The sequence below is a fragment of the Pseudomonas sp. MCal1 genome (assembly GCF_026341415.1).
GTDB lineage: Bacteria > Pseudomonadota > Gammaproteobacteria > Pseudomonadales > Pseudomonadaceae > Aquipseudomonas.
The window spans coordinates 140,717-165,717 of record NZ_JAKUMP010000004.1 but is presented as its reverse complement, the minus strand read 5'-3'; the positions used below and the strand labels follow the sequence as shown (position 1 = coordinate 165,717).

23 protein-coding genes are annotated in these 25,001 nt (G+C 61.7%); 16 read left to right on the top strand and 7 right to left on the bottom strand.

What is annotated here, in order from left to right:
- The first annotated feature begins 258 nt into the window (after nt 1-258).
- On the top strand, nt 259-738 hold the full coding sequence (locus MKZ87_RS09035) for an Lrp/AsnC family transcriptional regulator (RefSeq protein WP_007909658.1): 480 nt from the start codon (nt 259-261) through the stop codon (nt 736-738).
- 190 nt (nt 739-928) lie between these two features.
- Nucleotides 929-1,138, top strand: coding sequence for a DUF2788 domain-containing protein (locus MKZ87_RS09030; RefSeq protein WP_003228500.1), 210 nt, complete (start codon nt 929-931; stop codon nt 1,136-1,138).
- On the opposite strand, the gene MKZ87_RS09025 is transcribed toward MKZ87_RS09030, so the two are convergent.
- From MKZ87_RS09025 to MKZ87_RS09010, 4 genes are all read right to left on the bottom strand, one after another.
- On the bottom strand, nt 1,133-1,768 hold the full coding sequence (locus MKZ87_RS09025; protein WP_266200660.1) for a pseudouridine synthase: 636 nt from the start codon (nt 1,766-1,768) through the stop codon (nt 1,133-1,135). The two genes, MKZ87_RS09030 and MKZ87_RS09025, sit on opposite strands and share 6 nt — an antisense overlap.
- 72 nt (nt 1,769-1,840) lie before the next feature.
- Entirely contained in the window at nt 1,841-3,340 is a 1,500-nt protein-coding gene (amn, locus tag MKZ87_RS09020) for an AMP nucleosidase (RefSeq protein WP_162130486.1), read from the bottom strand.
- Between the two features lie 171 nt (nt 3,341-3,511).
- Nucleotides 3,512-5,161, bottom strand: a complete 1,650-nt coding sequence (locus MKZ87_RS09015; RefSeq protein ID WP_085697595.1) for an acyl-CoA dehydrogenase family protein — start codon at nt 5,159-5,161, stop codon at nt 3,512-3,514.
- Nucleotides 5,162-5,256: 95 nt separating this feature from the next.
- Nucleotides 5,257-7,605 (bottom strand): 7TM diverse intracellular signaling domain-containing protein, encoded by a 2,349-nt coding sequence (locus tag MKZ87_RS09010; RefSeq protein ID WP_266200657.1) that lies wholly within the window; start codon nt 7,603-7,605, stop codon nt 5,257-5,259.
- Nucleotides 7,606-7,909: 304 nt separating this feature from the next.
- On the opposite strand from MKZ87_RS09010, the gene MKZ87_RS09005 reads away from it, so the two are divergent.
- The 4 genes from MKZ87_RS09005 to MKZ87_RS08990 all read left to right on the top strand — a co-directional run bounded on the left by MKZ87_RS09005 (nt 7,910) and on the right by MKZ87_RS08990 (nt 11,430).
- Nucleotides 7,910-8,707, top strand: coding sequence for a hydroxymethylpyrimidine/phosphomethylpyrimidine kinase (locus MKZ87_RS09005; protein ID WP_266200655.1), 798 nt, complete (start codon nt 7,910-7,912; stop codon nt 8,705-8,707).
- A gap of 24 nt (nt 8,708-8,731) precedes the next feature.
- The gene (gene thiE, locus MKZ87_RS09000) at nt 8,732-9,355 is read left to right on the top strand and encodes a thiamine phosphate synthase (RefSeq protein ID WP_085697598.1); all 624 of its coding nucleotides are present in this window, start codon (nt 8,732-8,734) and stop codon (nt 9,353-9,355) included.
- Between the two features lie 10 nt (nt 9,356-9,365).
- A complete protein-coding gene (gene hemL, locus MKZ87_RS08995; protein WP_234206026.1) occupies nt 9,366-10,649 on the top strand; it encodes a glutamate-1-semialdehyde 2,1-aminomutase in 1,284 nt (427 codons plus the stop codon).
- A 226-nt stretch (nt 10,650-10,875) separates the two neighbouring features.
- The gene (locus tag MKZ87_RS08990; protein ID WP_085697600.1) at nt 10,876-11,430 is read left to right on the top strand and encodes a tetratricopeptide repeat protein; all 555 of its coding nucleotides are present in this window, start codon (nt 10,876-10,878) and stop codon (nt 11,428-11,430) included.
- Between the two features lie 111 nt (nt 11,431-11,541).
- On the opposite strand, the gene MKZ87_RS08985 is transcribed toward MKZ87_RS08990, so the two are convergent.
- Nucleotides 11,542-11,871 carry a DUF1820 family protein gene (locus MKZ87_RS08985; RefSeq protein WP_085697601.1) on the bottom strand — a complete coding sequence of 110 codons (330 nt, stop codon included), beginning with the start codon at nt 11,869-11,871 and terminating at the stop codon, nt 11,542-11,544.
- 132 nt (nt 11,872-12,003) lie between these two features.
- On the opposite strand from MKZ87_RS08985, the gene miaB reads away from it, so the two are divergent.
- From miaB to lnt, 5 genes are all read left to right on the top strand, one after another.
- On the top strand, nt 12,004-13,332 hold the full coding sequence (gene miaB / locus MKZ87_RS08980; protein ID WP_085697602.1) for a tRNA (N6-isopentenyl adenosine(37)-C2)-methylthiotransferase MiaB: 1,329 nt from the start codon (nt 12,004-12,006) through the stop codon (nt 13,330-13,332).
- A 123-nt stretch (nt 13,333-13,455) separates the two neighbouring features.
- Complete coding sequence (locus tag MKZ87_RS08975; protein ID WP_085703114.1) at nt 13,456-14,460, top strand: PhoH family protein; 1,005 nt, start codon at nt 13,456-13,458, stop codon at nt 14,458-14,460.
- Complete coding sequence (gene ybeY / locus MKZ87_RS08970; protein ID WP_266200654.1) at nt 14,453-14,947, top strand: rRNA maturation RNase YbeY; 495 nt, start codon at nt 14,453-14,455, stop codon at nt 14,945-14,947. Before MKZ87_RS08975 ends, ybeY begins: the two co-directional genes overlap by 8 nt.
- A gap of 5 nt (nt 14,948-14,952) precedes the next feature.
- On the top strand, nt 14,953-15,792 hold the full coding sequence (locus MKZ87_RS08965; protein WP_007909641.1) for an HlyC/CorC family transporter: 840 nt from the start codon (nt 14,953-14,955) through the stop codon (nt 15,790-15,792).
- A gap of 14 nt (nt 15,793-15,806) precedes the next feature.
- Nucleotides 15,807-17,330, top strand: a complete 1,524-nt coding sequence (lnt, locus tag MKZ87_RS08960) for an apolipoprotein N-acyltransferase (protein ID WP_266200651.1) — start codon at nt 15,807-15,809, stop codon at nt 17,328-17,330.
- 74 nt (nt 17,331-17,404) lie between these two features.
- On the opposite strand, the gene MKZ87_RS08955 is transcribed toward lnt, so the two are convergent.
- Both MKZ87_RS08955 and MKZ87_RS08950 read right to left on the bottom strand, forming a co-directional pair.
- Nucleotides 17,405-18,184 carry a YdcF family protein gene (locus tag MKZ87_RS08955; protein WP_085697606.1) on the bottom strand — a complete coding sequence of 260 codons (780 nt, stop codon included), beginning with the start codon at nt 18,182-18,184 and terminating at the stop codon, nt 17,405-17,407.
- A 105-nt stretch (nt 18,185-18,289) separates the two neighbouring features.
- On the bottom strand, nt 18,290-18,613 hold the full coding sequence (locus tag MKZ87_RS08950; RefSeq protein ID WP_011336088.1) for a hypothetical protein: 324 nt from the start codon (nt 18,611-18,613) through the stop codon (nt 18,290-18,292).
- Nucleotides 18,614-18,867: 254 nt separating this feature from the next.
- On the opposite strand from MKZ87_RS08950, the gene leuS reads away from it, so the two are divergent.
- The 5 genes from leuS (at nt 18,868) to MKZ87_RS08925 (ending at nt 24,931) form a co-directional block, all read left to right on the top strand.
- Nucleotides 18,868-21,474 carry a leucine--tRNA ligase gene (gene leuS, locus MKZ87_RS08945; RefSeq protein ID WP_085697607.1) on the top strand — a complete coding sequence of 869 codons (2,607 nt, stop codon included), beginning with the start codon at nt 18,868-18,870 and terminating at the stop codon, nt 21,472-21,474.
- A gap of 87 nt (nt 21,475-21,561) precedes the next feature.
- On the top strand, nt 21,562-22,167 hold the full coding sequence (lptE, locus tag MKZ87_RS08940; RefSeq protein ID WP_085697608.1) for an LPS assembly lipoprotein LptE: 606 nt from the start codon (nt 21,562-21,564) through the stop codon (nt 22,165-22,167).
- 39 nt (nt 22,168-22,206) lie between these two features.
- Nucleotides 22,207-23,244: a DNA polymerase III subunit delta gene (gene holA, locus MKZ87_RS08935; protein WP_007958673.1), complete on the top strand. Its 1,038-nt coding sequence runs from the start codon at nt 22,207-22,209 to the stop codon at nt 23,242-23,244.
- A gap of 138 nt (nt 23,245-23,382) precedes the next feature.
- Nucleotides 23,383-23,547: an alternative ribosome rescue factor ArfA gene (gene arfA, locus MKZ87_RS08930; protein WP_007958672.1), complete on the top strand. Its 165-nt coding sequence runs from the start codon at nt 23,383-23,385 to the stop codon at nt 23,545-23,547.
- Nucleotides 23,548-23,608: 61 nt separating this feature from the next.
- Entirely contained in the window at nt 23,609-24,931 is a 1,323-nt protein-coding gene (locus MKZ87_RS08925; protein WP_085697609.1) for a lytic murein transglycosylase, read from the top strand.
- Nucleotides 24,932-25,001: the final 70 nt, after the last annotated feature.

Sequence of the window (25,001 nt, the reverse complement as noted above, 5' to 3'; positions counted from 1 at the left end):
GACGTCGGCTCACCTCACGCCGTCTTCTGGACAGTGTGCAGCTCGGGGGCCGGCACAACCCCGGTGGGGGTGGCGGCCGCGGCGGGCCGGATTGGGCGGGCCGCAGTGGACTGTGTTACCGAGCAGTGATTCTGGTGATAAGGATAGGCGCGGAGCCGCGACAGATGATTGCGAAGATTGCTCAAATAAACACCACTTGCGCAATTTTTAACCCTGGATAGATAATCCGCCGCAATAGTTAAGACAAAGGACCGTTTGATGAGCAAACTCGACCGTTACGACCTCAGTATTTTGGCGGAATTGCAGCGCGACGCCCGCATCTCCAACCAGGAACTGGCCGAGCGCATCGGTCTGTCGCCCTCCCCGTGCTCGCGCCGGGTCAAGCAACTGGAGGACGACGGCTACATCTCCCGTCAGGTCGCTCTGCTCGATCGCAAGATGCTCGGCTTGAGCCTGACCGCCTACGTGCTGATCGGCATGGACCGGCACACGCCGGAGCGTTTCGAGAACTTCGAAGCGGCGATCCGCACCTTGCCGCAAGTGCTGGAATGCAGCCTGGTGACTGGCGTGGATGCCGACTATCAGCTGAAAGTGGTAGTGCCGGACATGGATCACTATCAGAAACTGCTGCTGGGGCACCTGACACGGATTGAGGGCGTGACCAGTGTTCGGTCGAGTTTTGTGCTGAATCAGGTGCTCAACAGTACCGAATTGCCGCTGACTCATCTGCGCAGCTGAAATCGCCTTCGCGAGCAAGCTCGCTCCCACATTTAAAATGCATTTCCCTGTGGGAGCGAGCTTGCTCGCGAAGAAGCCGGTGCAGGCGACGAATGACTGCGGCACACCGACGCAGGTCAATGCTGCGTCGTTCGCCGCTGACGTATACTCCCGGCCGCCCTTTTAGCCGCATGCGTGCCGGAGATGCCTGATGGATCCAGCAGTATTTGAAGAGTGGATGATGACCGGACTGGTCAGCATCCTGATCATTTTCATGGGTTTCATCGTCTGGGATCTGGCGAAGAAGTCCAAGGCCGGGCGTTTCGGCTCGTTCATTCTGTTCTTCGTGCTGGGCCTGGGCGTGGCCGCGTTCATCATCAAGAGCGTGGTGATCGGCCTGATCGAATCCGGCGCCTTATAAGCGCGCCGGCACTTCTTTCCATTGGCCCTGATCGAGCCCTTCGATCGTCCAGTCACCAATCCTGACCCGCACCAGCCGCAACGTCGGCAACCCGACCGCCGCCGTCATCCGCCGCACCTGGCGGTTGCGCCCTTCGCGAATCACCAGTTCCAGCCACGTTGTGGGGATGGTCGCGCGAAAGCGTACCGGTGGGTTGCGCGGCCACAGCTCAGGCTCATCCAGTTGTCGCGCTTCGGCGGGCAAGGTCATGCCGTCATTCAATTCGACGCCGTCACGCAGGCGCTGCAACTGCTCGGCCGTCGGCACGCCTTCGACTTGCACCCAATAGGTTTTCGCCAGTTTGTGCTTGGGGTCGGCGATCCGCGCCTGCAACTGGCCGTCGTTGGTCAACAGCAGCAAACCTTCGCTGTCACGATCCAGCCGTCCTGCCGGGTAAATGCCCGGAATGTCGATGTAATCCTTGAGCGTCGCCCGCCCATCTGCGTCGCTGAATTGCGTCAGCACATCGAACGGTTTGTTGAACAGGATCAGCTTCGGCTCGGCCGGCGGCGCCTTGGCGACACGGCGCGGGGCTGAATAGGACGGCTTCGCGCCGGGACGGCGGGAAGGTGGACGCGGGGGACGGGACATAAGTGAGAAGACATTTAGCGATCAGGGCTGACAATGCTAGTGCCCCGACCGCCAAATGACCACGACAAACCGTTAGCGGAACGGCGGCTCGTCGAAGCTGCGCAGTTTGCGCGAGTGCAGCGAGTTGAGTTCGGTGCGTAGCAGGTCCACCGCTTCGATGCCGATCTTCAAGTGCTGGCTGACCGCACGCTCGTAGAACGCGTTGGCCGAACCCGGCAGCTTGATTTCACTGTGCAGCGGTTTGTCCGAAACGCACAGCAACGTGCCGTACGGCACCCGCAGACGATAACCCTGGGCGGCAATGGTGCCGCTTTCCATGTCCACCGCCACGGCGCGGGACAGGTTGATCAGCGGTCGCTCCTGGGCCCAGCGCAATTCCCAGTTACGGTCGTCGTAAGTCAGCACGGTGCCGGTGCGCAGACGCTTTTTCAGCTCTTCGCCTTTTTCGCCGGTGATGTTGGCCGCCGCTTGCTGCAACGCCAGCTGCACCTCGGCCAGGGCCGGGATCGGAATGTTCGGCGGCACCACCCGGTCGAGAATCCCGTCGCGACGCATGTAGGCGTGAGCCAGCACATAGTCGCCGATGGTCTGCGACTGACGCAGGCCGCCGCAATGCCCGATCATCAGCCAGCAATGCGGGCGCAGCACGGCCAGATGGTCGGTGATGTTCTTGGCGTTGGACGGACCGACGCCGATGTTGACCAGGGTCACGCCGTGGCCATCGCTGGCGATCAGGTGATAGGCCGGCATCTGGTAGCGGTGCCAGACCACACCGGCGGCAATGGCCGAGGCTTCGCCATGATCCATGCCTTTTTCGATGATCACGTTGCCCGGCAACACCATGCGTACAAAACGCGGGTCACGGCGCAGTTGCTCCAGACCGTGGACGATGAACTGGTCGACATAACGGTGGTAGTTGGTCAGCAGGATCCACGGCTGCACATGGCGCCAGTCGCTGCCGGTGTAGTGCACCAGACGACGCAGCGAGAAGTCGACGCGGGCCGCATCGAACAGCGCCAATGGCAACGGATCGGTGTTTTCCCAGTCGTAGAGCCCGTCGGCGATGCCATCGGTGGCGGCAGACAGGTCGGTACTCGGGAACACTCGCGCCAGCACGGCAGCGGTGACACCGGAGCCGGCCAGCTCATCGCCCTGCTCGACCACGTACGGATAGGGAATGTTCTGCTCGCTGACCCCGACTTCCACCGTCACGGTGAAGTCGTGCATCAGCGGCGTGAGCTGTTCCAGCAGGTATTTGCGAAACGCCGCAGGGTGGGTGACGGTCACGCTGTAGGTGCCCGGCAATTGCACCTTGGCGTAGGCGCGGGTGGTCTGCGGGACTTCGCCCTGGCAGTGGTAGGTCAGACGCAGTTCGGGATAACGGAACAGGGCACGTTGCTCGGCGTCGGGCTCGACGCGATCCTTGAGGTAACGCTTGAGCGCCGAGTTCAGCGCCGTGGTGGCCCGCTCATGCAGCTCGGCGAGACGATCCACGGCCTGTTCGGCGGTTTGAACGACAATAAACGCTTCGGTCACGATCAGCTTCCTGTGTTCTGACTTGCAGAGCTTCATCTTGCCTGCATCGTGGCGTCACGGAAACAGTGGCGTTGTGGCAATTCATCAATCTGACCGGTAGAGGCGTTCCCTGTGGGAGCGGGCTTGCCCGCGAAGGCGTCAGCACAGCCAGCATTGATGTTGAATGTACCGGTTCCTTCGCGAGCAAGCCCGCTCCCACAGGGTGTTTCAGAAACCTTGTGGCGTCGAGCGGGCAACAATGGCTTCGACATCCAGCCCACGGGGCAACGCGCCGTAGACCCGACCGCCCCCACTCAGGCGACTGGCGATAAAGGCATCACTGACCGCCGAATTCCCGGCCTCCAGCAGCAGCTTAGCTTGCAGCCCGAGGGCAATGTCTTCGGTCAGTTGCCGCGCGCGGTACTGAATGTCGCTGGTGTCCTTGAACTGCGCCTGCAATTGCTGAATGTGCGCAGCCAGTCGCTTGTCGCCATGGCCGTCGCCCAACTCGCTGAACAACACATCAAGCACGCCCGGCTCTTTCGACAACGCCCGCAGCACATCGAGGCATTGCACGTTGCCAGAGCCTTCCCACGTCGAGTTCACCGGCGCCTCGCGGTACAGCCGCGGCAGGATGCTCTCCTCGACATACCCGGCGCCCCCCATGCATTCGGCGGCTTCGTTGATCATTCCCGGCGCACGTTTGCAGATCCAGTATTTGCCCACCGCCGTCACCAGCCGGGCGAACTGCGCTTCATGGCGATCATTCAGATGATCCAGCGCCTTGCCCATGCGCAGGCTCAACGCCAGCGCGGCTTCGCTTTCCAGCGCCAGATCGGCCAGCACGTTCTGCATCAGCGGTTGCTCGCTGAGCAGCTTGCCGCCGACTTTGCGGTGGGCGCAGTGATGGCTGGCCTGGGTCAGCGCCTGCCGCATCAGCGAGCTGGAGCCGACCATGCAGTCAAAACGGGTCATCGCCACCATCTCGATGATCGTCGGCACGCCGCGCCCTTCCTCACCGACCATCCACGCCAGTGCGCCTCGGAATTCCACTTCGCTGGAGGCGTTGGACTGGTTGCCGAGCTTGTTTTTCAGGCGCTGGATATAGAACTGATTGCGCGTGTCATCCGGGCGATGGCGCGGCAGCAGGAAGCAGGTCAGGCCCTTGTCGGTCTGCGCCAGCGTGAGGAATGCATCGCACATCGGCGCCGAACAGAACCACTTGTGGCCCACCAGTTCATAAGCCTGACCGGGGCCGCTGGCGCCTACTGGATAAGCCTTGGTGGTGTTGGCCCGCACATCGGTGCCACCCTGTTTCTCGGTCATCGCCATGCCGATGGTGACACCGGCCTTGTGGGCCATGCCGACATTGCGCGGATCGTATTCGGTGGCGAGGATTTTCGGCAGCCATTGCTCGGCCAGATTCGGTTGTAAACGCATCGCCGGCACGCTGGCGAAAGTCATGGTCAACGGACAGCCACTGCCGGCTTCGGCCTGGCTGTGCAGGTAGGTCATGGAAGCGCGGGCAACATGGGCGCCGTCCTGTGGATGAGCCCAGGGCAACGACGTCAGGCCATGTTCGATGGCGGTGCGCATCAGCTCGTGATACGCCGGATGAAATTCCACCAGATCGATGCGATGACCGTAGCGGTCATGGCTGGCGAACACCGGTTTGTTCTGATTGGCGAGGAACCCGGCCTCCATCAGCGGCCCGCCCGCCAGCGCGCCGTAGGCGTCGATCCGCGACTCGGCCCAGCCGGCGCCGAACCGCCGCGACCATTCCTGCAACGGCAGGTCGATGCGGTACAGGTTGGTGCCGTCCAGCGACGGTGGCTGGTTGGTGACTTCGTGGGTTTCGGCGAACTGATGCAGGTTCATGACGGGGCTCCTTTATCGGCCAGAGCTTCAGTTAAGCACCGCCCCCGAATCGATCAAAGTGTCATATCGGCCTAAATGCCGGCGCTTTCACCCTATCAGCAACTCAATACCCGTCGCTGCATTGCGACCTGCAGATCCTCGAATTTCACCGGTTTGCTCAGATAATCGATGGTGCCACCCGACGCGCAATGCTCTCGATCCGCCCCCAGCGCGATCATGAATACCGGCAGATGGGCGCATCCCGGCAGGTCACGAATCTGGCAGCACAGCGATGCTCCGTCGAGCGGCGGTAGCTGGCAATCGATCAACACTGCATCGAAGCGCTCGCGCTGCAAACAGTCGAGCGCCGCCGCGCCGTGGTCGGCAGTGCGCACCCGGAAACCGAGCTTGAGCAACATGCCGCGCATCACCAATTGGTTGACACTGTTGTCGTCCACCAGCAGCACGGTGCAATCCTGCGGCGCGCGCTCGGCGTCACGGCTGAACGCAGGCACGGCTGCAATTTCCGGCAACTCAAACTCGACATCCAGTTGAAAGCGGCTGCCGCGCCCCGGCTCGGAGCGGTGTGTGAGCTTGCCACCGAGCAATTCCACCAATTGACGGCAAATCGCCAGACCGACGCCCAGCCCGCCGTATTCGCGGGTCATCGAACCATCGAGCTGGAAGAATCGCTGATACAGCGTGGCCTCGCCCAGATCGGTAAAACCGATACCGGTGTCGATCACCGCGAAGGACAGCGCCAGGCGATTGTCCGTCGACGGTTTGCCGGTGACCCGCAAGGCCAGCCCGCCGACGCGGGTGAACTTGATCGCGTTGTCCAGCAGGCACTCCAGGCATTGCGCGAGTTTGGCACTGTCGCCGTGCAGGCGGTCCGGCAGTGTCGGCAGCACGTCGACCTTGAAGTCCAGCGACTTGCTCGCCGCGTTGCCATCGAACTGAATCCGCAACGCCTCGACCACCCCGCGCAGGCTGAAACTGCCCGGCGTCGCCTTGAGCTTGCCGGCCTGCAATTCGGTCAGGGTGAGGATGCCGTTGACCATGCGCATCATGTCCCGCGCGGAACCGGCGGCAGTCTGCTGGTATTGCTCCAGTTCCGGATCGAGCTCGACGGTCTGCATCAGCTCCAGCGAACCGATCACCCCGTTCATCGGTGTGCGGAGTTCGTGGGTCAGGGTGGCGAGAAATTCGTCCTTGAGCTTGTTGCTGTGGGCCAGTTGCTGGTTCAGCACTTCGAGCTTCTGGCCGGCGTCGAACAGGGTCTGCGCCTGTTGTTCGCGCATCGCGTTGATGCGGTCGGCCAGGGCCAGCGACAGCAGCGCCACTTCAATGGCCGAACCGATCTGACTGGCGTACATGGTCAGGAACACATTCGGCAGCAGGCCCAGGACCATCATGGTGTTGACGATGCCGCCGATCAGGAACGCCGACCAGGCAATGATGAAATAACGCGCCACCCGCAGGCCGCGCCACCAGGCGAGGATCCCGGCGGCGAAGATCACCACGGTAAAGGTCAGGGCCAGGGTCGTCGCCAGACGCAGGGCCAGGCCATAACTGGTCATCAACGACAGACCGATCACTACGGCACCGAACGCGATCAGGGCGATCAGCAGGCGATCGAGCCAGCGGCTGTGGTTCTTCGTCTGCAGGAAACTGCGGGCGAACTGGCTGCCGAACAGCCCCGCGCAACCAATGAAGAACGGCGTGGCAGCGTTGGCCCACCAAGGGTTGTCCGGCCAGAAATACTCGACCGCCGCACCGTTGACCGACAGCTGATAGAGGCCGAACGAGGCGATGTAGAAGATGTAATAGAGGTAACTGGTGTCGCGCACGCTGAGATAGATGAACAGGTTGTAGACCAGCATCCCCAGCAGCACGCCATAAATGATCCCCAACACGTACAGGCGCACTGGCTGATCTTCGAGGTACGCGGTGCTCGACCACAATGTCACCGGCGCCTGGATCGAGCCTTCGCTGGACAACCGCAGATAAACGGTGCGTTGCTGATCCGGCTTGAATGACAGGTCGAACAGGTAATTGTTCTGGCGGATCTCGCGACTGGCGAACGGCAAGGCGTCGCCGGTCTGCCGCACCAGACGATAGTCACCGGCCGCATCGGGCAAATACAGATCAAGATGATCGAGCGGCGGATACGCCAGCTCCAGCAACCAGCTGCGCTGCGCCGACGCATTGGTCGGGCGGTAATGCAGGTCGATCTTCAGCCAGAACGCCGAGCGCGAATAACCGGCATTGAGCGTGGCTTTGTCATGAGGTTTGAAGTTTCCGGCGGCGGCTTGCGCGCGGACGTCGGCAATGCTCGCCTGACCGCTCGGGTCTTCGAACACTTGCAGGGATCGACCCAGCGGGAGGCTCTGGGTGAACTCATCGAACTCGACGGCGCTTGCCAGGAGGGGCAAGCAGAACAGCAACATCAACAAATAGCGCATTGAAGCCCCAGCGTGGCTTGTCCGGTTGTGTCAGGAAGCCCCCCATTCCCTTTGAGATGACGTAAAACCGGTATTACCTGTTATTGGTTTGGATCCACTCTAGCATAGCCGTTGATGGCCATTGAGCACCATGGAAATTTTTCCTACAAAGGCTCTAGAACGGGCGTTCCAGAGCAGAGCGCCGGGCTAGAGCTGTTTGCTCGGTCAGATTGCGCCAAACGTTACCGATCCCGCTACCCGTGTTATCGGCCGGGCGCTGCGCCACAACACCCGAAAAACAGGTTTGGTGGTAAGCTCGCGCACCATGAATATCTACAACTCACGCCCCGTTGTCCTCTGTCTCTCCGGCCACGACCCCAGTGGTGGCGCCGGCTTGCAGGCAGATATCGAAGCCCTGCTCGCTCAGGGTTGCCATGCGGCTCCGGCCGTCACCGCCCTGACCGTGCAAGACACCGTCAACGTCACTGACTTTCGCGTCCTCGACCGTGAGTGGGTACTGGCCCAGGCCAATGCCGTGCTCAACGATTCCGAAGTCGCGGCAGTGAAACTGGGCATGCTCGGTTCCCTGGAAATGGTCGACACCGTCGTCGAACTGCTCCAGGCGCACCCGCACTTGCCGGTGGTCTGCGACCCGGTGCTGCGCGCCGGCGGCGGTGGACGCCTGGGCAAGGACGAAGTCGGCTACGCCATGCGCGAACGCCTGCTGCCGCTGTCGATCATCGCCACCCCCAACCTTCCCGAAGCCCGGATCCTCGCCGAACTGCCAGAAGGCACCGCGGACGAGTGCGCTGAAAAACTGTTGCCATACATCAAGAACCTGCTGATCACCGGCGGTCACGGCGACGAAACCGAAATCCACAATCGCCTGTACAGCCGCGACGGCCTGCGCGAAACCTTCAAGTGCCAGCGTCTGCCGGGCAGCTATCACGGCTCCGGCTGCACCTTGGCCAGCACCCTCGCCGGCCGACTGGCTCAGGGCGAAAACCTTGCCAGCGCCGTGCGTACTGCGCTGGATTACACCTGGCGCACCCTGCGCGATGCCGAACAGCTGGGCAAAGGCCAGTTCGTGCCGCGTCGCCTGCCGCTGGATTTCTGTTCCTGATGTTTCGAGCCTGAGGTCTGCGCGATGAAACTACGTGGCCTGTATGCCATCACCGACAGCCAGTTGCTGGCCGGCAAGTTTCTGTCCTACGTGGAGGCGGCGCTGGAAGGCGGCGTCACCCTGCTGCAATACCGCGACAAAAGCAGCGACGAGGCCCGCCGCCTGCGTGAGGCCGAAGCCCTGCGCGATCTGTGCGAACGCTACAAGACGCAACTGATCATCAACGATGACGCCGAACTGGCCGCACGCCTGAACGTCGGCGTGCACCTGGGCCAGACCGACGGCCCGCTGTCGCCGACCCGCGCCCTGCTCGGTTCCAGGGCCATCATCGGTTCGACCTGCCACGCGCAACTTGAACTCGCCGAACAAGCCGCCAAAGAGGGTGCGAGTTACGTCGCCTTCGGTCGCTTCTTCAATTCCAGTACCAAACCCGGTGCACCGAGTTGCAGCCTCGATCTGCTCGACGAGGCCAAACGCACCCTGCACCTGCCGATCTGCGCGATCGGCGGCATCACCCTCGACAACGCTGCGCCGCTGGTGGCCCACGGCGTCGATCTGCTGGCCGTGGTCCATGGCCTGTTCGGCGCCGACAGCACCGCCGAAGTGACCCGCCGCGCCCGCGCCTTCAATGAATTATTAAAAGTCTGAGAGCCCGATCATGTCTCGTTCCGAAACCCTGTTTGCCAACGCCCAGAAACACATTCCCGGTGGCGTGAACTCGCCGGTGCGCGCGTTCAAGAGCGTTGGTGGCACGCCACTGTTCTTCAAGCACGCCGAAGGCGCCTACGTCACTGACGAAGATAACAAGCGTTATGTGGATTACGTGGGTTCCTGGGGCCCGATGATCCTTGGCCACAGCCACCCGGACGTACTGGACGCGGTGCGCAACCAGTTGCAGCACGGCCTGTCCTACGGCGCGCCGACCGCGATGGAAACCGAGATGGCCGATCTGGTCTGCTCGCTGGTGCCATCGATGGAGATGGTGCGCATGGTCAGCTCCGGCACCGAAGCGACCATGAGCGCGATCCGTCTGGCCCGTGGTTTCACCGGCCGCGACAGCATCATCAAGTTCGAAGGCTGCTACCACGGTCACTCCGACAGCCTGCTGGTCAAGGCCGGTTCCGGTGCACTGACCCAAGGCGTACCGAGCTCGGCCGGCGTGCCGGCAGCATTCGCCAAACACACTTTGACCCTGCCGTTCAACGACATCGACGCGGTTGAAAAAATGCTCGCTGAAGTCGGTCAGGACGTCGCGTGCATCATCGTCGAGCCAGTGGCCGGCAACATGAACTGCGTACCGCCGGCGCCGGGTTTCCTCGAAGGCCTGCGCAGCCTGTGCGACAAGCACGGCGTGGTGCTGATTTTCGACGAAGTGATGACCGGTTTCCGCGTCGCCCTCGGCGGTGCCCAGGCTTACTACGGCGTGACCCCGGATCTGACCACCTTCGGCAAGATCATCGGTGGCGGCATGCCGGTCGGCTGCTTCGGCGGCAAGCGCTCGATCATGGAGCGCATCGCACCGCTGGGCCCGGTCTATCAGGCGGGCACCTTGTCCGGTAACCCGCTGGCGATGGCCGCCGGCCTGACCACCCTGCGCCTGATCAGCCGTCCGGGTTTCCACGCCGAGCTGACCGACTACACCACGCGCCTGCTCGACGGCCTGCAACAGCGCGCCGATGCCGCCGGCATTCCGTTCGTGACCACCCAGGCGGGCGGCATGTTCGGTCTGTACTTCAGTGGTGCCGACGACATTGTTACTTTTGAAGACGTGATGGCCAGCGATGCAGCGCTGTTCGGCCGCTTCTTCCACTTGATGCTGGAAGGTGGCGTGTACCTGGCGCCGAGCGCCTTCGAAGCCGGCTTCACCTCGATCGCCCATGGCGAGGCCGAGCTGAAAATCACCCTCGACGCCGCCGAACGCGCCTTCGCCAAGTTGAAGTAAAACGCTTCGCCGCTGACGTTGGCCATTGCCAGCGTCAGCGTTCTCCTACATCCGCGCGCCTTTTCCGACACTCCTGCCAAAAATCTCCCATAAAGTGGGCGATATATTTCCCGCGCAGCAGAAAATCGAGTAAAGACTTTGTAAGGATGGCCCTGCTTATTTCATAATGCGCGCTTATTGGATCCCTAGACGGGTCCGCGCGCCCTTCAGAGGTAAGTCGATTCCCATGAACCGCACCGGCCGCACCCTTGCCTTGGGCTGCCTGTTGCTCCTTCAGCCGCTGCTCGCACATGCACAAGCAGGCGGCAACTCGTTGTTGATCCCGGCGATGGGTCGCTGCACCCTCAATACTCAGCCGCAAGATGTCACGCAGGCCCTCGCCGCCTGCCAAAAGGCAGCGGATGAAGGGGATGCGCAAGCGCAATACGAGTTGGGTGAGTTCTACTACGACGGCAAGAACGCGCCGCGCGACCTCAATCAAGCCCTGAGCTATTTCGAAAAGGCCTCGCTGCAAGGCCACGCCCAGGCGCAATTCAAGCTCGGCACCATGTTCTTCCACGGCGAAGGCGTGCAGGCCAACAACATTCAGGCGTACATCGTGCTGAAGATGGCGGCGGTCAATGGCGCTGAAGACGCGCTCGACACCGCCGACGAAGTGTCCGAAAAAATGTCCCGCGAAGAACTGGAAACCGCAACCCAGGTGCTCGGGCAAATTTTCCGTAAATACTTGATGGAACTGCAGAGCGCCGACGGGCGTACGCCGTTCTCGCCCCTTCCCTGATTTCTCTATAGATTTTTCTGGCCTCTTCGCGAGCAAGCTCGCTCCCACATTGGAATGCATTCCCCTGTGGGAGCGAGCTTGCTCGCGAATGAGGCGACTCGATCTTACGGTTTACTTCTCGGGCATCGGCACCGGGAACGGCATCACGTTGCCGACGCCGCCACGGGCTTCGGTGATCTTCGGTGTCCCCAGCCGCTCCACTTCATCGATGCGCACGATCGAATGCATCGGCACAAAGCTGCGCACCACGCCTTCGAACTGCGCCTTGAGCTTTTCTTCGCTCGGGTCGACGACCACTTGCGTGCGCTCGCCAAAGACGAACTCTTCCACTTCCAGGAAACCCCACAGATCACTTTGATAGATCTGCTTGGCGTACATTTCGAACACCTGGCCCTGGTTGAGGAAAATCACCTTGTAGATTGGAGCTTCGCGTTTGGTCATGGCGGGCGGACAACATCGGGGTAAAAATGAGGGCGCGAACTATAGCATAGCCACCGGACGCACAGCGGTAGGAACCTGGGGACATGTTCCCTATAATGCGCGGTTCTTTGAACCACGTGACGACCCTATTCCATGGCCAAGAAGCTTTACATCGAAACCCACGGTTGCCAGATGAACGAGTACGACAGCTCGCGCATGGTCGATCTGCTGGGCGAACACCAGGCCCTGGAAGTCACGGCGCGCGCCGAAGATGCCGACGTGATTCTGCTCAACACCTGCTCGATCCGCGAACGCGCCCAGGACCGGGTGTATTCTCAGCTCGGCCGCTGGCGCGAACTGAAACTGGCCAACCCGGACATGGTGATTGCCGTCGGCGGTTGCGTGGCCAGCCAGGAAGGCGCGGCGATCCGTGATCGCGCCCCGTACGTCGACGTGGTTTTCGGTCCGCAGACCCTGCACCGTCTGCCGGAAATGATCGACGCCGCGCGTATCAGCAAGCTGCCGCAAGTCGACGTCTCGTTCCCGGAAATCGAAAAGTTCGACCACCTGCCCGAGCCGCGCATCGACGGTCCGAGCGCCTACGTGTCGGTGATGGAAGGCTGCAGCAAGTACTGCACGTTCTGCGTAGTGCCTTACACCCGCGGCGAAGAAGTCAGCCGGCCGTTCGACGACGTGATCGCCGAGATCATTCATTTGGCCGAAAACGGCGTGCGTGAAGTGACCCTGCTGGGCCAAAACGTCAACGGTTATCGCGGGCTGACCCACGACGGTCGCCTGGCCGACCTGGCCGAACTGATCCGCGTGGTCGCTGCAGTCGACGGTATCGACCGCATCCGCTACACCACCTCGCACCCGCTGGAATTCTCCGACAGCCTGATCCAGGCACACGCCGAAGTGCCGGAACTGGTGAAGCACCTGCACTTGCCGGTGCAGTCGGGCTCGGACCGGATCCTGGCCGCGATGAAACGCAACCACACCGCGCTTGAGTACAAATCCAAGCTGCGCAAACTGCGCGCCGCCGTGCCGGGCATCTGCATCAGCTCGGACTTCATCGTCGGTTTCCCGGGGGAAACCGAGAAAGATTTCGAACAGACCATGAAGCTGATTGCCGACGTCGGTTTCGATTTTTCCTACTCGTTCGTCTACAGCCAGCGCCCAGGCACCCCGGCCGCCGATCTGCCCGACGACACCCCGGAAGAACTGAAGAAAGAACGCCTGAACGCCTTGCAGCACCGTTTAAATCAGCAAGGCTTCGAGATCAGCCGACAAATGGTCGGTTCGGTCCAGCGGATTCTGGTAACCGACTATTCGAAGAAAGACCCCGGCGAGCTGCAAGGGCGCACCGAGAATAACCGTATCGTCAACTTCCGCTGCGATAATCCGACCCTGATCGGCCAGTTCGCCGACGTCCACATCGACGCGGCGCAACCGCACTCGCTGCGCGGCTCGCTGATCCAGTAACAGCGCAAGGAGACCGCGCCAGAGGGCTGAATCGGTGCCAGGCTTTTTAAGAGCTTTCGCACCCACGCCGCTGGCGTTATCCTTGATTTCATCCCAATTGCCCCAGGGCGGCTAAATACGACCTTGAACGCACCCATAGAACCTCATCGTTTCATCCTCGAGCCCTTTGAGGCTCGCCGCTTCGCCAATCTGTGCGGGCAGTTCGACGAGCACCTGCGGCTGATCGAACAGCGCCTGGCCATCGAGATCCGCAACCGCGGCAATCAGTTCGAGCTGATCGGCGAACCCAAGCACACCACTTCCGCGGAAAACCTGATTCGCCGCCTGTACCGTGAAACCAAGGGTTCAGAGCTGTCGCCGGATATGGTTCACCTGTTCCTCCAGGAATCGGCCGTCGAGCAACTGGACAACCCCGCCCCCGCCGAAGCCTCCGTCGCCCTGCGTACCAAGAAAGGCATGATTCGCCCACGCGGCTTGAATCAGCTGCGCTACGTGAAGGAAATCCTCGGCAACGACATCAACTTCGGCATCGGCCCGGCCGGTACCGGCAAGACCTATCTTGCCGTCGCCTGCGCCGTTGATGCGCTGGAGCGCGAGCAGATCCGCCGCATCCTGCTGGTGCGTCCGGCGGTCGAAGCGGGTGAAAAACTCGGCTTCCTGCCCGGCGACCTGTCGCAGAAGATCGACCCGTACCTGCGCCCGCTCTACGACGCACTCTACGAAATGCTCGGCTTCGAATACGTGGCCAAGCTGATCGAACGTCAGGTGATCGAAGTCGCACCGCTGGCCTACATGCGCGGTCGCACGCTGAACAACAGCTTCATCATCCTCGACGAAAGTCAGAACACCACCGTCGAACAGATGAAGATGTTCCTGACCCGGATCGGTTTCGGCTCCACGGCCGTGATCACCGGCGACATTACCCAGGTCGACCTGCCACGCGGCACCAAGTCCGGACTTCATCACGTCATCGAAGTCCTGAAAGATGTGCCGGGCATCAGCTTCACCCACTTCCAGCCCAAAGACGTGGTGCGCCATCCGTTGGTGCAACGCATCGTCGAAGCCTACGAGCGATTCGAGACGCGACTGGCCGATGAAGCGCCAAAGGACACTCGCCACGATGCTTGAGCTTGATCTGCAAATCGCGACCCAAGCGTCTGCGCCGACCGAAGAAGAATTCCGCCAATGGTGCGAACTGGCCCTGCGCCAGCGCACTGCCGACTCGGAAATGACCATTCGTCTGGTCGACGAAGAAGAAGGTCGCGAGCTGAATCACACCTGGCGCCACAAGGATTACGCGACCAACGTCCTGTCCTTCCCCGCCGAAGTGCCCGACGAGTTTCTCGACATGCCGCTGCTGGGCGATCTGGTGATCTGCGTGGCGGTGGTCGAACGCGAAGCCGCCGAGCAAGGCAAGGAACTGAAGGCCCACTGGGCACATCTGGTCATTCACGGCTGCTTGCATCTGCTGGGTTACGACCATATAGATGACGAGGAAGCCGAGGAAATGGAAGCACTGGAACGCGAGTTGCTTGCCGAATTGGGTTATCCCGATCCGTACGCGGACGACGAAACCGAAACATCCCCTACTGTTACAACAAAGGATTCAGAGTAATCGCTATGAGCGAAGATCGATCGAGCAACGGGCAAAAGTCATGGCTGGGTAAACTGACCCAGGCTTTTGCTCACGAGCCGAAGAACCGCCAGGAGCTGCTTGAGCTGCTGCGCGATGCACATCAGAACAAACTGCTGGACAGCGAAGCGCTGGCCATCGTCGAAGGCGCCATCCAGGTGGCTGACCTGCAGGTACGCGACATCATGGTGCCGCGCTCGCAGATGATCAGCATCAAGGCGACCCAGACACCCCGCGAATTTCTCCCTGCCGTGGTCGACTCGGCCCACTCGCGCTACCCGGTCATCGGCGAAAGCCATGACGACGTGATGGGCGTGCTGCTGGCCAAGGATCTGCTGCCGCTGATCCTCAAGGAGAATGGCGACAGCTTCAACATCAAGGATCTGCTGCGCCCGGCCACGTTCGTGCCGGAGTCCAAGCGTCTGAACGTGTTGCTGCGTGAATTCCGCGCCAACCACAACCACATGGCCATCGTCATCGACGAGTACGGCGGCGTGGCCGGTCTGGTGACCATCGAAGACGTGCTGGAGCAAATCGTCGGCGACATCGAAGACGAGCACGACGTCGAAGAAGACAGCTACATCAAGCCGCTGCCCAGCGGTGATTTCCTGATCAAGGCCCTGACGCCGATCGAGAACTTCAACGAGTTCTTCGATAGCGAATTCTCCGACGACGAGTTCGACACCGTCGGCGGGCTGGTGATGAGCGCGTTCGGGCACTTGCCAAAACGCAACGAAATCACTGAAATCGGCGCCTATCGTTTCCGCATCCTGAATGCCGACAGTCGCCGGATTCATTTGCTGCGACTGACGCCAATCGCTCGTTAATTCTAAGGACTGAAATGCGCTGGACAACCCGCCCCGGCTGGCCCGGTAACCTGCTGGCCGTGGCGGCCGGTGCAATCACCACCTTCGCGCTGGCCCCGTTCGATCTCTGGCCGCTGGCCCTGCTGGCGGTCGGCCTGTTCTATGCAGGGCTGCGAGAGCTGAGCCCGCGCCAGGCCTTGGGTCGCGGCTGGTGCTTCGGTTTCGGCCTGTTCGGCGCCGGTACCAGCTGGATCTACTACAGCATCCACCACTTCGGCGGCGCTTCGGTGCTGCTGGCCGGGTTCCTGATGCTGATCTTCACGGCGGCCATTGCCTGGTTCTTCGCCCTGCCCGCCTGGCTCTGGGCGCGCTGGCTGCGGCGTAACGAAGCCCCGGTGGCCGATGCCCTGGCCTTTGCGGCGCTGTGGGTGGGTCAGGAAGCGTTTCGTGGCTGGTTCCTCACCGGTTTCCCGTGGCTGTACTCCGGTTACAGCCAGCTCAATGGTCCGCTGGCCGGGCTCGCGCCGGTGGGCGGCATATGGCTGGTATCGTTTGTCCTGGCGCTGACCGCTGCACTGATCTACAACGCACCGCGCCTGCTGCAAACCCGCCGCAAAGCCTTCATTGCTGCCGGCGTGGTATTGCTGATCGGGCCATGGGTGGTGGGCATTGCCTTGAAAGGCCACGCCTGGACCAGTCCGTCAGGCGCACCGCTGAGCGTTGCCGCCATTCAGGGCAACGTCGCGCAAAGCATGAAATGGGATCCGGCCGAGCTCAACGCGCAACTGGCGCTGTACCGCGACCTGAGTTTCCGCTCCAAACCGGTGGACCTGCTGATCTGGCCGGAAACCGCCGTGCCAGTGCTCAAGGAGTCCGCCGAGGGCTACCTGAACATGATGGGCACCTTCGCCGCCGAGCGTAAATCGGCGCTGATCACCGGCGTACCGATCCGCGAAACGGTCCGTCACGAAAAACGCTTCTTCAACGGCATCACCGTGGTCGGCGAAGGCGATGGCACTTATCTGAAACAGAAACTGGTGCCGTTCGGCGAATACGTACCGTTGCAGGACATCCTGCGCGGGCTGATCGCGTTCTTCGACCTGCCGATGTCCGACTTCGCCCGCGGCCCTGCCGATCAGGCCCTGTTGCAAGCCAAGGGATATCAGGTCGCACCGTTCATCTGCTACGAAGTGGTGTATCCGGAATTCGCCGCGGGCCTGGCGGCACGCAGCGACTTGCTGCTGACGATCAGCAACGACACCTGGTTCGGTACGTCGATCGGCCCGTTGCAGCATCTGCAAATGGCGCAGATGCGCGCGCTTGAAGCCGGACGCTGGATGATCCGCGCGACCAACAACGGCGTGACCGGGCTGATCAACCCGTTCGGACAGATCACCGAACGCATTCCGCAATTCGAACAGGGCGTGCTCTACGGCGAAGTGGTGCCGATGCACAACCTGACGCCGTATCTGCAATGGCGCTCGTGGCCGCTGATCGTCCTGTGCGTGGTGCTGTTCGGCTGGGCGCTGATGACCAACCGGATGTCCAAGACTCTCTGAGAGATCCCCCCGCTCCCACAGGTGAACGCTGTGGGGGCGGGCTTGCTCGCGAAGGCGCCGTCAAGGACACCCCATCAATCGGCGGCGCCACGCCCTCGGTAGAACAGCGAGTAACCGATCTGCCCCACCGCCTCGTTCATCAACTGCCCGCTCTGCCAGATCGACTTGAATTCCGGCAGCCAGCCGCCAAACGGTCGCGCATTGTCAGTGCCAAGGAAACCGACCGGCGCCGGTACCACTTCAAATCCAGCCTGTTGATAACTCCACACCGCTCGCGGCATGTGCCAGGCCTGGGTCACCAGCACGATACGTTTGACGCCTTCCGGCAACAGCATCCTGGCGCTGAATTCGGCGTTTTCCCACGTAGTGCGGCTCTCCCCTTCCTGCCAGCGCACTGTCACACCGAAATCATCGCGCAACGAATCGGCCATCAATTTCGCTTCGGTCGGCGGCGTACCGTAATGCAGGCCACCGCTGGTCAGAATCGGAAGTCCGGACGCCTTGGCCAGTCGCGCCGCGTAACGCTGCCGTTCAAGCCCGACACCGGTCGGCTGATCTTCGCCCCAGGCCACATCGCCGCGCTCGCGACCGGAACCCAGCACCACAATCGCATCGGCGCGCTGTGCCAGATCTGCCCATGCTTCGCGGGCCAGCGGCGGCTCGCGCTCCAGAGCCTTGGCGCCCCATTGCACGACCACCGGCAGACTCATCAGCAAAAACCCGCCAAAACCCAGGGCAAAACACAGCCCGGCCAGTCGCGGCCGCGAACGTCGCAGCCACCAGGCCGCCAGCAACAGCAGCAAAAGAAGGCCGGGCGGCAACAGCAGTTGTTTAATGAAATAACGAAAAGGCATCGAGCATCTCCAAAGATGCCCGAAGCCTAAGTGGGTTGATACAGCGCGACAACCAGTAGGGTCGGATCCTGTTGAAAAAGATCCGCTTTTTGACCTGCCATGCGTTTACTTGGCCTGCAGAGTCCGAACCTTGACGGCGTCTCTGCCGGGCGCCTTGTCCTTGAGCCAGATGACTTTGGCCGTATGGGCTGCATCGAGTTGTTTCACTGCTTGTGACAGGTATCCGTGGGTTTCACGCTCACTGCGATCCAGATAGGCCTTGACCAGTTTGAACTCGGCGGGACTCAAGCCACGCAATTCCAGCTCCAGGGGGCGCTCGTCGCGCAGCCTTCCTGCGGTTTTTGCTGCGTCCAGGGCCATCCCCAGACGATCGATCAACCGCTCGTACAACTCGGGTTTGGTAACGTTTTTTTGCTGTGACTCCACCATCCCTCACCTCATTGAAGATAAGACTCACTCCCCAGTTAGAGCTTAGCTTCGCTGCACAAACCGGCTGCACGCCGCGACCAACGGCCCTCGCCGCGATTTGAGCCGGTCAAACGGCTGCAATCAGGGTTTCCCTAGGCCAAGCGCGGTCATGTATGCTACGGCGCTTCCTGTAACTCCACTTCCAGCTCGTCCGGCACGCCCCGAACGTCGCATTGAAGAGGATTAGGCCACCCCTATCCAGTACAAAAGTAGCCATGCACGAACAATATCAACCCCGTGAAATCGAAGCCGCCGCCCAGTCGTTCTGGGACGAGCAAAAGTCCTTTGAAGTCAGTGAACAGCCAGGCAAGGAGACTTACTACTGCCTGTCGATGTTCCCTTACCCCAGCGGCAAGCTACACATGGGGCACGTGCGCAACTACACCATCGGCGACGTGATCTCCCGCTACCAGCGCATGCTCGGCAAGAACGTTCTGCAACCGATGGGTTGGGACGCCTTCGGCATGCCGGCGGAAAACGCCGCGATGAAGAACAACGTGGCCCCGGCCAAGTGGACCTACGAAAACATCGCCTACATGAAATCCCAGCTGCGCAGCCTGGGCCTGGCGGTGGACTGGTCGCGCGAAGTCACCACCTGCAAACCGGATTACTACCGCTGGGAACAATGGCTGTTCACTCGCCTGTTCGAAAAAGGCGTGATCTACCGCAAGAACGGCACCGTGAACTGGGACCCGATCGACCAGACCGTTCTGGCCAACGAGCAGGTGATCGACGGTCGCGGCTGGCGTTCCGGCGCGCTGATCGAAAAGCGCGAAATCCCGATGTACTACTTCAAGATCACCGCCTACGCGGATGAGCTGCTGGAGAGTCTCGACGAACTGACCGGCTGGCCCGAGCAGGTCAAGACCATGCAGCGCAACTGGATCGGCAAGTCGCGCGGTATGGAAGTGCAGTTCCCGTACAACGTCGAATCGATCGGCGAAAGCGGCACCCTGAAAGTCTTCACCACCCGTCCGGACACCCTGATGGGCGCAACCTACGTTGCCGTGGCAGCCGAACACCACCTGGCTGCTCTCGCCGCGAAGAACAACCCTGAGCTGCAAGCGTTCATCGCCGAATGCAAGGGCGGCAGCGTCGCTGAAGCCGACGTCGCCACTCAAGAGAAGAAAGGCCTGCCGACCGGCCTGTTCGTCGAGCACCCGCTGACGGGCGAAAAACTGCCGGTGTGGGTCGCCAACTACGTGCTGATGCACTACGGCGATGGCGCGGTCATGGCTGTGCCGGCGCACGACGAGCGCGATTTCGAATTCGCCCACAAGTACAACCTGCCGGTCAAATCCGTGGTCCGCACCAGCTCCGGTGAAACCAACCCGGCGCCATGGCAAGACGCCTACGGCGAGCACGGCACGCTGATCAACTCCGGCGAATTCGACGGTCTGGACTTCGCTGGCGCGTTCGACGCCATGGAAGTCGCCCTGATCAAGAAAAACCTCGGCGCCTCGCGCACCCAGTTCCGCCTGCGCGACTGGGGCATCAGCCGTCAACGCTACTGGGGCTGCCCGATCCCGATCATCCACTGCGATGCCTGCGGTGACGTGCCGGTGCCGGAAGATCAACTGCCGGTCGTCCTGCCGGAGGACGTGGTGCCGGACGGCGCCGGTTCGCCGCTGGCGCGCATGCCCGAATTCTACGAGTGCACCTGCCCGAAATGCGGCCAGCCTGCCAAGCGTGAAACCGACACCATGGACACCTTCGTCGAGTCGTCCTGGTATTACGCCCGTTACGCCTCGCCGCACTTCGAAGGCGGTCTGGTGGAAAAATCCGCGGCCGACCACTGGCTGCCGGTAGATCAGTACATCGGCGGTATCGAGCACGCCATTCTTCACCTGCTCTACGCGCGTTTCTTCCACAAGCTGATGCGCGACGAAGGCCTGGTGAGCTCCAACGAGCCGTTCAAGAACCTGCTGACCCAGGGCATGGTGGTCGCCGAGACTTACTATCGTCGCGAAGCCAACGGCGCCTACACCTGGTTCAACCCGGCTGACGTGGAACTCGAGCGCGACAGCAAGGCCAAGGTCATCAGCGCCAGGCTGATTGCCGACGGCCTGCCGGTGGAAATCGGCGGCACCGAGAAGATGGCCAAGTCGAAGAACAACGGCGTCGACCCTCAGTCGATGATCGATCAGTTCGGTGCCGATACCTGCCGTCTGTTCATGATGTTCGCCTCGCCACCTGACATGAGCGCTGAATGGTCCGACTCCGGCGTGGAAGGTTCGCACCGTTTCCTCAAGCGCGTATGGCGTCTGGCTCAGGCCCACGTCACTCAGGGCCTGCCGGGCAAACTGGATATCGCCAGCCTGAATGACGAGCAGAAAGTCATTCGTCGCGCGATCCACCAGGCGATCAAGCAGGCCAGCCATGACGTCGGCCAGAACCACAAATTCAACACCGCCATCGCTCAGGTGATGACGCTGATGAACGTGCTGGAAAAAGCCGCGCAAGCGACCGAGCAGGATCGCGCACTGGTTCAGGAAGGTCTGGAAACCGTGACGCTGCTGCTGGCTCCGATCACACCGCATATCAGCCACGAGTTGTGGAACCGCCTGGGCCACGCCGATCCGGTGATCGACGCCGCCTGGCCGGTGCTGGACGAAAGTGCGCTGGTGCAGGACAGCCTGACTCTGGTGATCCAGGTCAACGGCAAGCTGCGTGGCCAGATCGAAATGCCGGCCGCCGCCACCCGTGAAGAAGTCGAAGCGGCAGCCCGCGCCAACGAAAACGTGCTGCGTTTCGTTGACGGCCTGACGATTCGCAAAGTGATCGTAGTGCCCGGGAAACTGGTCAATATCGTCGCCAGCTAATTGGATCGGGCGTCAGGTAAGCCTGACGCCCAGTAAAACCTTTCGGGCCACAGAGTCGGCCCACATGGTTTCAAGGGGAGCAACACAATGATCAAACGCAATCTGCTGGTGATGGGCCTCGCCGTCCTGTTGAGCGCCTGCGGTTTCCAGCTGCGTGGTACCGGCACCAACGAACTGTCGATCAAGGAGCTCGATCTGAGCGCCCGCAACGCCTACGGCGAAACCGTGACGCAACTGCGTCAGGTGCTGGAGGCCAGCGGCGTCAAGATCGTTTCCGGCGCACCGTACAAGCTGTTCCTGGCCGATGAGCAGGAAAACCAGCGCATCCTCAGCTACGCCGGTGCCGGTCGTACTGGTGAGTACCAGGTGAGTACCGTGCTCTCATACGACATCCGTGGCGAAAACAACCTGCTGCTCAAAAGCGACAAGCTTGAAGTGCAGAAAGTGTTCATTCACGACGGCAACAACCTCGTGGGTTCCGACCAGGAAGCCAACGATGCCCGCCGTGAAACCCGTCGCGAGCTGGTACAGCGCATGATGCTGCGTCTGCAACAACTGACGCCGGCTCAGCTCGACGCTCTGCAGCAAACCGCCAACGCGCGGGCCAAGGCCGAAGCCGACGCCCTCGAAGCGGCGCAGAAGGCTGAAGCGGAAACCCCGCGTCAGTCGCCGCTCGAACTGCCGCAGCAGTAAGACGTTCGGGGCGCTCAGGCGCCCCGTTCGCCCTCTCTTATGAAACTCGCTCCCGCCCAACTCGGCAAACACCTGCAAGGCGCCCTTGCGCCGGTCTACATCATCAGCGGCGATGACCCGCTGCTGTGCCAGGAAGCTGCCGACGCCATTCGTTCCGCTGCCCGCCAGCAAGGATTCGACGAACGTCAGGTCTTCGCCGCCGACGCCAATTTTGATTGGGGGACGCTGCTGCAGGCCGGCGCCAGCATGTCGCTGTTCGCCGAAAAACGCTTGCTGGAACTGCGCTTGCCTTCTGGCAAGCCTGGTGACAAGGGCGCCGCCGCACTGATCGAATACTGCTCGCGCCCCGCAGAGGACACGGTGCTGTTGATCAGCTTGCCCAAGCTGGACGGCAGCGCGCAGAAGACCAAGTGGGGCAAGGCGCTGGTGGAAGGTCAGCAGACCCAGTTCGTGCAGATCTGGCCGGTGGACGCCAACCAGCTGCCGAGCTGGATTCGTCAGCGTCTGTCTCAGGCCGGCTTGTCTGCCAGCCAGGATGCGGTGGAACTGATTGCCGCGCGGGTCGAAGGCAACCTGCTGGCCGCTGCGCAAGAGATCGAAAAGCTCAAGCTGATGGCCGAGGGCGGGCAAATCACCGTCGAAACCGTGCAGGCGGCCGTCGCCGACAGTGCGCGCTTCGACGTGTTCGGCCTGACCGACGCAGTGCTCAACGGCGAACCGGCTCACGCCCTGCGCATGCTCGAAGGGCTGCGCGGTGAAGGGGTCGAGCCGCCGGTGATCCTTTGGGCTCTGGCCCGGGAATTGCGCCTGCTGGCCAACATCTCGTTGCAATACAGCCAGGGAACGCCGCTGGACAAGTGCTTCAGCCAGGCCAAGCCGCCCGTCTGGGACAAGCGCAAACCGCTGATGAGCAAGGCCCTGCAACGCTATTCGGCGCAACGCTGGGCGCAATTGCTGCTCGAAGCACAGCGCATCGATGCGCAGATCAAGGGGCAGGCAGCCGGTTCGCCGTGGATGAGCCTGAGCCGGTTGGCACTGCTGATGGCCGGTCAGCGCCTGACATTGCCTGCCGAATGAAATTCGGGATCGCGCTGCGATCCCGTTTTTTATCAAGTCCGTTTCCTACAGAACATTACGCCCTCGGTCCTATAGACAGACGCCCGAGATCGGCAGATTATCTGCCGCGCATAACCTCACTCAATCGAGAGCATCCTCATGAGCAAAAAGCCATCGAAACATGGCCACAACAAGGCCAAATCCATCGTCGCCCAACCCCTGTTCCGCAGCCGCCAGGAACGACCCACCAAGGGTAAAGGCAGCTACCGCCGCGAAGCCTTCCAGTCTGACAGCTGGGAGGCTTCTTACTTTCTGGCCGCTTGAAGCGCAGCACCCCTTCCTCATGTTAAGGTCTGCACCTGATTCGTATTCCCTGGACCTGTGCATGCCCCTCAGTCTTTCCCGTCGTTGGCCCTTGCGCCAACTGATCGCTGCCTCCAGCTTCGTACTGCTTGTCGCCTGCGCGGAAAAACCTACCGCCGCCGACGCTCAACCGCTTCAGACCGCTCCCGTTGCCACAGCCCCAGCGGTCATCCCGCCGGTAGTGCCGTCCGGTGACAACCTCGACCTGCAACCGACCCAGACCTTTGCCGAATGGCAAGCGGGTTTCCGCAAGGACGCGCTGGCCGCCGGCATCCGTCCAGACCTGTTCGACCGCGCCTTCGCCAATGTCAGCTTCGACGCCAGCGTGATTCGTGCCGACCGCAGCCAGCCGGAATTCGCCCGGCCGGTCTGGGAGTACCTGGATGGCGCGCTTTCGCCCTTGCGCGTACGCAAAGGCCAGGCGCTGATCAGCCAGTACGCCGACATCCTGCAAAGCATCGAACAGCGCTATGGCGTCGATCGTCAGGCGCTGGTGTCGGTGTGGGGGATGGAAAGTAATTTCGGCCAGTTCCAGGGCAGCAAATCGGTGATCAACTCGCTGGCCACCCTGGCCTATGAAGGTCGCCGTCCGGGCTTTGCCCATGCGCAGCTGATCGCGGCACTGCAGATCCTGCAGCAGGGCGACATCACCCCCGAGAAAATGCTCGGTTCTTGGGCTGGTGCCATGGGCCAGACCCAGTTCATCCCGACCACCTACAACACCCACGCCGTGGATTTCGACGGTGACGGTCGCCGCGATATCTGGGGCAGCCCGGCCGACGCCCTGGCCTCCACCGCGCATTACCTGCAAAGCTCCGGCTGGCAGCGTGGCCAGCCGTGGGGCTTCGAAGTGCAACTGCCGAGCGGTTTCAACTACACCCTGGCCGACGGCGCGATTCGTAAAAGCGTCGCCGAATGGCGGCAACTGGGCGTGATCCTGCCGAACGGCGGCCAGGTGCCGGCCGGCGCCGAGCAACTGTCCGCTGCCCTGCTGCTGCCGGCCGGCTATCGTGGCCCGGCGTTCCTGATCCTCGATAACTTCCGGGCGATCCTCAAGTACAACAATTCGTCGTCCTATGCCTTGGCCGTCAGTCTGTTGTCCGAGCGCTTCAACGGCGCCGGCCTGATCAATGGCACCTGGCCAAAAGATGACCTGCCGTTGAGCCGCACCGAGCGGATCGAACTGCAAAACCTGCTGACCGCGCGCAACTACGACGCCGGTGCGGCGGACGGGATCATCGGCGCCAATACGCGCAAGGCTATCCGCAGTGCGCAGCAGTCATTCGGCTGGCCGGCGGATGGTTACCCGACGCACAAGCTGCTGGAAAGCCTGCGCAACCAGTAAAAGCATCGCGGGCAAGCCCGCTCCCACAGGTTTAGAGGGGTTCGCAGTATCTGCGTACGACCTGAAAACT

Bases quoted from the DNA above. Each gene is read 5' to 3' on its own strand.
- MKZ87_RS09035 (WP_007909658.1), top strand. From the start codon at position 259: ATGAGCAAACTCGACCGTTACGACCTCAGTATTTTGGCGGAATTGCAG.
- MKZ87_RS09030 (WP_003228500.1), top strand. From the start codon at position 929: ATGGATCCAGCAGTATTTGAAGAGTGGATGATGACCGGACTGGTCAGC.
- MKZ87_RS09025 (WP_266200660.1), bottom strand. From the start codon at position 1,768: ATGTCCCGTCCCCCGCGTCCACCTTCCCGCCGTCCCGGCGCGAAGCCG.
- amn (WP_162130486.1), bottom strand. From the start codon at position 3,340: ATGAAGCTCTGCAAGTCAGAACACAGGAAGCTGATCGTGACCGAAGCG.
- MKZ87_RS09015 (WP_085697595.1), bottom strand. From the start codon at position 5,161: ATGAACCTGCATCAGTTCGCCGAAACCCACGAAGTCACCAACCAGCCA.
- MKZ87_RS09010 (WP_266200657.1), bottom strand. From the start codon at position 7,605: ATGCGCTATTTGTTGATGTTGCTGTTCTGCTTGCCCCTCCTGGCAAGC.
- MKZ87_RS09005 (WP_266200655.1), top strand. From the start codon at position 7,910: ATGAATATCTACAACTCACGCCCCGTTGTCCTCTGTCTCTCCGGCCAC.
- thiE (WP_085697598.1), top strand. From the start codon at position 8,732: ATGAAACTACGTGGCCTGTATGCCATCACCGACAGCCAGTTGCTGGCC.
- hemL (WP_234206026.1), top strand. From the start codon at position 9,366: ATGTCTCGTTCCGAAACCCTGTTTGCCAACGCCCAGAAACACATTCCC.
- MKZ87_RS08990 (WP_085697600.1), top strand. From the start codon at position 10,876: ATGAACCGCACCGGCCGCACCCTTGCCTTGGGCTGCCTGTTGCTCCTT.
- MKZ87_RS08985 (WP_085697601.1), bottom strand. From the start codon at position 11,871: ATGACCAAACGCGAAGCTCCAATCTACAAGGTGATTTTCCTCAACCAG.
- miaB (WP_085697602.1), top strand. From the start codon at position 12,004: ATGGCCAAGAAGCTTTACATCGAAACCCACGGTTGCCAGATGAACGAG.
- ybeY (WP_266200654.1), top strand. From the start codon at position 14,453: ATGCTTGAGCTTGATCTGCAAATCGCGACCCAAGCGTCTGCGCCGACC.
- MKZ87_RS08965 (WP_007909641.1), top strand. From the start codon at position 14,953: ATGAGCGAAGATCGATCGAGCAACGGGCAAAAGTCATGGCTGGGTAAA.
- lnt (WP_266200651.1), top strand. From the start codon at position 15,807: ATGCGCTGGACAACCCGCCCCGGCTGGCCCGGTAACCTGCTGGCCGTG.
- MKZ87_RS08955 (WP_085697606.1), bottom strand. From the start codon at position 18,184: ATGCCTTTTCGTTATTTCATTAAACAACTGCTGTTGCCGCCCGGCCTT.
- MKZ87_RS08950 (WP_011336088.1), bottom strand. From the start codon at position 18,613: ATGGTGGAGTCACAGCAAAAAAACGTTACCAAACCCGAGTTGTACGAG.
- leuS (WP_085697607.1), top strand. From the start codon at position 18,868: ATGCACGAACAATATCAACCCCGTGAAATCGAAGCCGCCGCCCAGTCG.
- lptE (WP_085697608.1), top strand. From the start codon at position 21,562: ATGATCAAACGCAATCTGCTGGTGATGGGCCTCGCCGTCCTGTTGAGC.
- holA (WP_007958673.1), top strand. From the start codon at position 22,207: ATGAAACTCGCTCCCGCCCAACTCGGCAAACACCTGCAAGGCGCCCTT.
- arfA (WP_007958672.1), top strand. From the start codon at position 23,383: ATGAGCAAAAAGCCATCGAAACATGGCCACAACAAGGCCAAATCCATC.
- MKZ87_RS08925 (WP_085697609.1), top strand. From the start codon at position 23,609: ATGCCCCTCAGTCTTTCCCGTCGTTGGCCCTTGCGCCAACTGATCGCT.